Origin of the sequence: Promicromonospora sp. NPDC090134, assembly GCF_044746965.1 — a bacterium.
GTDB lineage: Bacteria > Actinomycetota > Actinomycetes > Actinomycetales > Cellulomonadaceae > Promicromonospora.
The window spans coordinates 579,817-588,489 of the sequence record NZ_JBIVCZ010000003.1; the positions used below are offsets into that span (position 1 = coordinate 579,817).

5 protein-coding genes are annotated in these 8,673 nt (G+C 73.0%); all 5 read right to left on the minus strand.

The features are described 5' to 3' along the window. Position 1 precedes the first annotated feature (1 nt). Positions 2–2,806: a tetratricopeptide repeat protein gene (locus tag ACIPN7_RS12365; protein ID WP_400541952.1), complete on the minus strand. Its 2,805-nt coding sequence runs from the start codon at positions 2,804–2,806 to the stop codon at positions 2–4. Positions 2,807–3,038: 232 nt separating this feature from the next. Beyond that, complete coding sequence (gene rpsA, locus ACIPN7_RS12370) at positions 3,039–4,514, minus strand: 30S ribosomal protein S1 (protein ID WP_285102336.1); 1,476 nt, start codon at positions 4,512–4,514, stop codon at positions 3,039–3,041. A 193-nt stretch (positions 4,515–4,707) separates the two neighbouring features. Beyond that, positions 4,708–6,522 (minus strand): dipeptide ABC transporter ATP-binding protein, encoded by a 1,815-nt coding sequence (locus ACIPN7_RS12375; RefSeq protein ID WP_400541955.1) that lies wholly within the window; start codon positions 6,520–6,522, stop codon positions 4,708–4,710. Continuing rightward, positions 6,519–7,421, minus strand: a complete 903-nt coding sequence (locus ACIPN7_RS12380; protein WP_400541996.1) for an ABC transporter permease — start codon at positions 7,419–7,421, stop codon at positions 6,519–6,521. The genes ACIPN7_RS12375 and ACIPN7_RS12380 overlap by 4 nt, the downstream gene beginning before the upstream one ends. Positions 7,422–7,477: 56 nt before the next feature. Then, complete coding sequence (locus ACIPN7_RS12385) at positions 7,478–8,485, minus strand: ABC transporter permease (protein ID WP_400541958.1); 1,008 nt, start codon at positions 8,483–8,485, stop codon at positions 7,478–7,480. Positions 8,486–8,673 lie beyond the last annotated feature (188 nt).

Genomic DNA, 8,673 nt, shown 5'->3' on the forward strand with positions numbered 1-8,673 from the left:
CCTACCGGACCGTCGTCGGGTTCCGGATCGCCGCCTCGATCCGCGCGAGGACCGCCCGCGACCGGTCCAGCTCCGCCCGGTACCGCTCCGGCAGGTCGGCGGCGAGCCGGCGGCGCAGCTCCACGGCCTCGCGCGCCAGCCCGAGGGCCGCCACGTTGTCCCCCGCGGCGCTCAGCGCGCTGGCGAGGTTGGAGAGCGTGAGCGCCAGGTCCGGCCGGTGCTTGTCGGGGTTCTCCACCGCGAGCTGACGCCGCATCGCGACCGCCTCCCGCATCGGCCCCAGTGCCTCGGTCGGCCTGTCCAGGTCGAGCAGCGTGGCCCCCAGGTTCGCGAGCGCCTCCGCAAGGCCGGTGCGGTACTTCTCCGGCTGGTCCCGCACGAGCCGGCGCAGCATGTCCACCGCCTCCTGCGTGGGCCGCAGCGCCTCCTCGAACCGGCCCAGGTCGGCATAGCGCACGCCAAGGTTGGACAGCGACTGCGCGAGGTACTTCAGCGACCGGGCGTTCCGGCGGGCGAGACCCCGGCGGATGCCCACCGCCTCCTCCTCGAGCAGCACGGCCTCGTCGAACCGGCCGCGCCGGGCGTAGGTGACGCCCAGGTTGGACAGCGAGTGCGCCAGGTAGTGCAGGTACCGCGCGGGGTGCTCGCGGGCGAGCTCGCGCCGGATCTCCAGCGCGTCCCGCTCCAGCCGGAGCGCCTCGTCGGCGCGTCCGGTGGTCGAGTACAGGGCGCCGAGCGCGGACAGGGCGCCGGACAGGTCGGCGCGCGTGCCCCGGGGGTTCTCGTCGGCGAGGCGCCGCTGGATCTGCAGCGCCTCGACCAGCACGGACCCGGCCTCCTCGTACCGCCCGAGCGCCTCCAGGGTGGTGCCGAGCTGCCCGAGCGACCACGCCAGCTCCCCCAGGTGCTCGGGCCGGCCCGCGGCCAGCCGCCGCCGGATCGCCACGGCCTCCGCGTTCGCGGGCAGGGCATCCTCGGGGCGGCCGCTCTCCGTGAGGGCCTCGAAGTTGCCCAGCACCGCCGCGACGCGGGGCTCGTACTGCACGGGGTCGCCCTCGGCGAGCCGGCGGTAGATGTCCAGCGACGCGCGCTGCGTGGCCTCGATCTCGCCGGTCCGGCCCAGCTCCGTGTAGGACACGCCGGCGTTCTGCAGGGCCCGCGCGTGCTCGGCGTCGGCCCAGGGCGCGTCCCCGGGCCCGAGCCGGGCGCACAGGGTGATGACCTCCTCCTGGACGGTGAGGGCGTCGGCGTGCCGGCCCACCGCCCAGTAGCCCATGCCGAGGTTGTTCAGCGCGGTGCACAGCGGCGGGCGGTACCGCAGCTCGTCCGTCCGGGCGAGGCCGCGCCAGAGCCCCACGGCCTCCTGCAGCACCGGCACCGCGGCGGCGGGCTCACCCTCGGCGATGAGCACGACGCCGAGGTCGGTCAGTGCCTCGCCCTGCGTGGCCTCGTCACCCACCAGCCGGGCGAGCTCCGCGACGCGGTGCGTGAGGCGGTCCAGCACGGGCACTGCCAGCGGGCCCGACGAGCGCGGCAGCCGGCGCGCCACCCGCATCAGGCCGGCCAGGTCCGCCGGCCCCTCGTCCGGCAGGGCGGACGCCGCCGCCGCGATCAGCTCCCCGGGGATGTCCCGGCCCGTCGCGGGCCGGTCCAGGCTCATCGCCGTGGCGAACGCCAGCACCCCGAAGGCCTCCTGCCGCCCCAGGTCCCGCGTGCACGCCTCGATCAGCCCCTCCTGCCCCGCCAGCACCCGGGAGACGAGCAGCTCCGCCAGGCGCGGCACCCGGGGCAGGTGGGCACGGACCCAGCCGACGGCCTGGTCCGTCCGTCCGCCGTCCGGCTCCACGCCCGCGCGACGGAGGGCGGCGCGCACCCCGGCCTCCGACGTGTCCCCCACCAGCAGGGTGGTGGCCAGGGCCGCCTCGGCCGTCCCGCCCGGCCCCGCGACGAGCCCGGCCGCCGGGGCCGACGCCGCCCAGCAGGCCCGCTCGTGGTCCAGCACGGCCTCGAGCCCGCGGGCGGGGTCGACGGCCACCGGCCCCTGCTCGTCGGCGTCCGGCCCCTGCGGTCCGGCCGCCGCCGGCCCGAGCACCGCCGCGAGCGCGGCCGCCTGCAGGTCGAGGGCGCGCGGCCGGTGGTCCGGCGTGAGCTCGAACGAGACCTCGGGCACCGGCCGGTCCAGCGCCCGAGCGAAGCGCGTGACCGCCGTACCGAGCAGCACCCGGTCGTCCTCCGCGCGGTCCACCTCCAGGCCGAGCGCCGGGTCCGGCCCCACCTCCACCGTCCGGTCGAGCGCGGGCGCCAGCGCCATCTGCGTGACCGACGGCGTCCGCCCCGCCCACAGCGTGCTGGTCCACCGCTGCCGCCGCCACCACTGGCCGCCGGTGCGGGCGGTGCACAGGATCCGCAGCCGGCCGCGGGTCCGGGTCTCCGCGACGGCGTCGAGCATCGCGGGCAGGTCGAGGCGGTGTCCGGCGTCGTCCACCACCAGCAGGACCCGGCGCGCCGCGGCGACCGCGACCACCGCCGCCACCTCCTCGCCGGGCGGCACGTGGACCACGGTCCAGCCCGTGCGGCGCATGCGCCGGCCGAGCTCGAGCGCCAGGCGGGTCTTGCCGACGCCGCCGAGCCCGCACATCAGGCGGAGCGCGACGGGCTCCCGGGAGCGCACCCAGGCGCGCAGGTCGGCGAGCTCCCGCCCGCGGCCCGTGAACGGCACGACCTCCCGCTCGGGAGCGAGGAGGGCCGCCGGACTCGGCTCGCGCGCCACCGGGCTCCGCACCTCGTCGGGTCCGGGTCGGCTCATGAGCAGCCATCCAACAGCACTCCCGCGTTCCTGACCAGCGCCCGCTGTGATACTCCCCGCGGCGGCCGCGGGCCGCGTCGTCGCAGGTCACAGCGTTGGACGGCGGTCGGCGTCGGCCCGGGCCACCGCATCCCGAAAAGTTCGTGCCCCGCCCGGCCCCGGCCATGCCCGCAGACGCAGCGACGGCCCGCCGCCCCCGGAGGGGCGACGGGCCGTCGGTGATCAGCTCAGATCAGTTGCCCGTGAGCTTCTCGCGAAGCGCGGCGAGCGCCTCGTCCGAAGCCAGCGTGCCACCGGCCTCCTCGACCGGAGCCGAGGAGTAGCTGGTGCTGCCGCCACCGGCCGGAGCGGCCGGGGCCTCGGACGACGCCTCGGTGTCCGCGGTGAGCGCCTCGGCGACCTGCTTGCGGTGCGCGGTCCAGCGCTCGTGCGCCTTGGCGTACTCCGCCTCCCACGACTCGCGCTGGGTCTCGAAGCCCTCGAGCCACTCGTTGGTCTCCGGGTCGAAGCCCTCCGGGTACTTGTAGTTCCCGGCCTCGTCGTACTCGGCGGCCATGCCGTACAGCGCGGGGTCGAAGTCCTCGGACTCCGGGTCCACGCCCTCGTTGGCCTGCTTGAGCGACAGCGAGATGCGGCGGCGCTCCAGGTCGATGTCGATGACCTTGACGAACACCTCGGCACCGACGGTGACGACCTGCTCCGGCAGCTCGACGTGGCGCACGGCCAGCTCCGAGATGTGGACCAGGCCCTCGATGCCGTCCTCGACGCGCACGAACGCACCGAACGGAACCAGCTTGGTGACCTTACCCGGCACGACCTGACCGATGGCGTGCGTACGGGCGAAGGTCTGCCACGGGTCCTCCTGCGTCGCCTTCAGCGACAGCGAGACACGCTCGCGGTCGAAGTCGACGTCGAGCACCTCGACGGTGACCTCCTGGCCCACCTCGACGACCTCGGACGGGTGGTCGATGTGCTTCCAGGACAGCTCGGAGACGTGCACCAGACCGTCGACGCCGCCGAGGTCCACGAACGCACCGAAGTTGACGATCGAGGAGACGACACCCGGGCGCACCTGGCCCTTCTGCAGCGTCTGCAGGAAGGTCGAGCGAACCTCGGACTGCGTCTGCTCGAGCCAGGCACGGCGCGAGAGCACGACGTTGTTGCGGTTCTTGTCGAGCTCGATGATCTTGGCCTCGATCTCCTTGCCGACGTACGGCTGGAGGTCGCGGACACGACGCATCTCCACGAGGGAGGCGGGGAGGAAGCCGCGCAGGCCGATGTCGAGGATGAGGCCACCCTTGACGACCTCGATGACGGTGCCGGTGACGACGCCGTCCTCCTCCTTGATCTTCTCGATCGTGCCCCAGGCGCGCTCGTACTGTGCGCGCTTCTTGGACAGGATCAGACGGCCTTCCTTGTCCTCCTTCTGGAGGACCAGGGCCTCGACGGCGTCGCCGACGGCGACAACCTCGCCAGGGTCGACGTCGTGCTTGATCGAGAGCTCCCGGGACGGGATGACACCCTCGGTCTTGTAGCCGATGTCGAGAAGGACCTCGTCACGGTCCACCTTGACGATCGTGCCTTCGACGATGTCACCATCGTTGAAGTACTTGATGGTGGCGTCGATGGCAGCAAGGAAGTCCTCCTCGGTGCCGATGTCGTTGACGGCAACCTGGGGTGCGGACTTCGCAGGGGTGGAGATGGTCATTGAGTTCGATGCTCCGATGCGGACATGGCGTAGTACGGACAGGGTCTGTTTGAGCTCTGCTTGTGCGGTGCTCGTGAGGTGCCGGTAGGTCGCCGGAAGGCGCACGGCACCGCCAGCCATCCTAGTGGCGCGGCAGCGCCCTGGTCAACGCGAGCCAGGGTGGCCCGAGCCTCACGGATCCGGCCCTCCACGCTCAGAGCGCGAGCTCCAGATCCTTGCCCGGGATGGCGTCCAGCAGCGCCCGGGTGTAGTCGGTGGCCGGCGAGTCGAAGACCGCGTCGACGGTGCCCTCCTCGACCACGCGACCCTGCTGCATGACGAGCACGCGGTCCGCGATCTGCCGCACGACGGCGAGGTCGTGCGTGATGAAGAGGTAGGTCAGCCCCAGCTCCTCCTGCAGGCCGGCGAGCAGCTGCAGGATCTGGGCCTGGACCACGACGTCGAGCGCCGAGACCGCCTCGTCGCACACCACGAGCTCGGGCGACAGCGCCAGCGCGCGGGCGATCGCCACGCGCTGCCGCTGGCCGCCGGACAGCTCGGAGGGGAACCGGCGCAGCAGGCTCTTGCTGAGCGCCACCTGCTCGGCGAGCTCCTCCACGCGGGCGCGGCGGGCCGCGGCGTCGCCGTAGTCGTGCGCGCGCAGCGGTTCCTCGATCGCCCGGAACACCGAGTAGAGCGGGTCCAGCGAGGAGTACGGGTCCTGGAACACGGGCTGCACCCGGCGCCGGTAGGCGATCTGCTCCTTGTGCTTGCCGGCGCCCACGAGGCGGCCGTCGAACGTGATGGAACCCGTGGTGGGCTTCTCGATGTCGAGGATCATCCGGGCCAGGGTCGACTTGCCCGAGCCGGACTCCCCCACCACGGCCACGGTGGAGCCGCGCGGGATGTCGAGGCTCACGCCGTCCACGGCGGTGAAGTCCTTGCTGCGGGACAGCAGCCCTCCGCCGCGGATCGAGAAGACCTTGCTCACGTCCTTGACGGAGACGAGGGGCGCCGAGTCGGCACGCTGGTCCGCCGCCCCCTCCGGCACGTCAGCCGGCTCGGCGGCCTCGCCCGGGGCGAGCAGCGCGTCGTCCAGCACGTCCTCCAGGCCGCGCTCGCGCGCGATCTCGATGCGGCGCGAGGCGAGCGACGGGGCCGCCGCCATGAGGCGCTTGGTGTAGTCGTGCTGCGGCGCGGTGAGGACCTGGCGGGCCGGGCCCTGCTCCACGATCTCGCCGTGGTACATGACCACCACGACGTCGGCGCGCTCGGCCGCGAGGCCGAGGTCGTGCGTGATGAGCAGCACCGCGGTGCCGAGCTCCTCGGTCAGGGCGGAGAGCTGGTCCAGGATGCCGCGCTGCACGGTCACGTCGAGGGCCGACGTCGGCTCGTCCGCGACGAGCAGAGCCGGCCGGCCGGACAGACCCATGGCGATGAGCGCCCGCTGGCGCATGCCGCCGGAGAACTCGTGCGGGTACTGGCCGGCCCGGCGGGCGGCGTCGGGCAGGCCCACCTCGTCGAGCAGCTCGACGGTGCGGGCGCGCGCGTCGCGGCGCGTCCGCAGGCCGTTGTCGATCAGGCCCTCGTCGATCTGCTGCCCGATCCGCAGGACCGGGTTGAGGTTGGTCATCGGGTCCTGCGGCACGAGGCCGAGCTCGGTGCCCCGCAGCTGCGCCATGCGCTGCGCGCTGATGTGGCCCAGGTCCTCGTCCTTGAACCAGATGTGGCCCTCGGCCACGGATCCGTTGCTGGCCAGCAGGCCCAGCACCGCCATGGCGAGCGTGGTCTTGCCCGAGCCGGACTCCCCCACGATCGCGACGGTCTGGCCGCGGCGGACGGTCAGGTTGGCGTTTGCCACGGCGCGGGCGGGGCCGCCCTCGGTCCGGAAGTCGACGCTCAGGTTCTCGACCCGCAGGACGACGTCCTCCGCGGGGGCGTCCACGGGGGCGTCCACCGGGGCGTCGACGGGCACATCCACCGGGGCGTCCACAGGGGCGTCGGCCGTGTTGTCAGCGATGTCGGTCATCGTCGGGTCCTGTTCCGGGGGTCGAGGGCCTCGCGCAGGCTCTCGCCCACGAGGGTGAAGCCGAGGGCCGTGATCGCGATGCAGAGACCGGGCAGGATCGCCAGGCGCGGTGCGACCGCGAGCTCCTGCTGCGCGGCCGTCAGCATGCGCCCCCACTCCGCGGTGGACGGCTCGCCGCCGCCCAGGCCGAGGAAGGAGAGCGCCGCGGCCTCGATCACTGCGGTGGCCAGGGTCAGCGTTGCCTGCACGATGACGGGGCCGATGCTGTTGGGCAGCACGTGGCTCATGGTCACCGAACGACGGCTCAGGCCCAGTGCGGACGCGGCCAGCACGTAGTCCTGGCCGCGCTGCGCGAGCATCGAGCCGCGCAGCAGGCGGGCGAAGATCGGGATCTGCACCACACCGATGGCGACGATCACCGACATCGAGGACTGGCCGGCGATCGCCGCGATCGACACCGCCAGGAGCAGGGAGGGCACCGACAGCATCAGGTCCACCAGGCGCATCACGCTGAAGTCGACCCACTTGCCCAGCCAGCCGGCGAGCAGGCCCAGGAGCATGCCGCCGACGAGGCCGAACAGCGTGGACAGCACACCGACCAGGAGGGAGGCCTGCGCGCCCCAGATCAGCTTGCTCAGCACGTCGCCGCCGTAGCGGTCCAGGCCGAGCGGGTACTCGGCCGACGGCCCGGGGATCATGGTGGGCCGCACCTCGGCGCGGCCCGGCAGCTCGGTGGGGCCGTACGGGGCCAGCAGCGGCGCGAGCACCGCCACCACGACGAACAGGGCGACGATGACGAAGCCGATGATCGCGACGGGGTTCCGGCGCAGGGTGCGCCAGGCACGCGCCCAGACGCCCTCGCCGGCGTGGTCCTCCCCGCCGGGTCCGTCGCCGTGGATGCTGGTACGGAGCGGCTCGGCAGCCACGCCGCCGGTCACAGGAAGCTCGTTGGCACTCACTGCTGCCTCCTCAACCGGGGGTCGATCAGCCCGTACGACACGTCGACGAGCAGGTTTACGAGGGCGTAGACCACGGCGATCATGAGCACGAAGCCCTGCATGACCGGGTAGTCCGCGTTGAAGACGGAGTCTGCGAGGAAGCTGCCGATGCCGCTGAACGCGAAGACGGTCTCGGTGAGCACCGCTCCGGACAGCAGCAGGCCGACCTGCAGGCCGATGGTCGTCACCACGGGGAGCATGGCGTTCTTCAGGACGTGGTCCCCGCGCAGGCGGGCGGCCTTGATGCCCTTGGCCCGGGCCGTGCGGACGTAGTCGGCGTTCTGCACCTCGGAGACGGCGGCACGCGTCATGCGGGCCACGATCGCCAGCGGGATGGTGCCGAGCGCGATGCCCGGCAGGATCAGGTGCACCAGCGCGTCCCATGCCGCGTCCCACTCACCGGTGAGCAGGCCGTCCAGCACGTAGAAGTTCGTCGGGTGCGTCGCGACCATCGTGGCGCTCTGCCGTCCCGTCGTCGGGAACCAGCCGAGCTCGACGGCGAACACGTACTTCAGGATGAAGGCCAGGAAGAACACGGGCACCGTGACGCCGATCAGCGAGACCACGACCGCCGAGTGGTCGACGACCGAGCCGGCCCGGCGGGCCGCCACGTAGCCGAGCGGGATGCCGATGCCGATCGCGAAGACCAGCGCCACCACGGTGAGCTCGATCGTCGCGGGGAACCGCGTGAGGAACTCGTCGATCACGGGCCGGCCGCTCTGCAGCGAGGTGCCGAAGTCGCCCTGCAGCAGCCGCGTGAGGTACTTGCCGTACTGCACGATCAGGGGCTGGTCGAGCCCGAGCTGGGCCTCGATCTCGGCGGCGGCCTCGGGGGTGTACCGCTCGCCGAGCATGGCCTGCACGGGCCCGCCGGGCAGGGCGCGTACCCAGCCGAACAGCAGGATCGACAGGCCCAGCAGGATGGGTATCAGGAGCAGCAGGCGCTGCACGATCAGTCTGAGCATCGTTCCTCGACAGACATGCGTTCATCGGTCGCCCGGGCAACCGGCTTGTGGCCGGCCCGGGCGACTCCGGACAGCGGTCGGGGGGGGGGGCGGCCCCCCCCCCCCCCCCCCGGGGGTGTAAAAAACACACGGGGGCCCCCCCCCCCCCCGCCAGGGGAACAAAAAAAAACAACAAAAACAAAACCCCC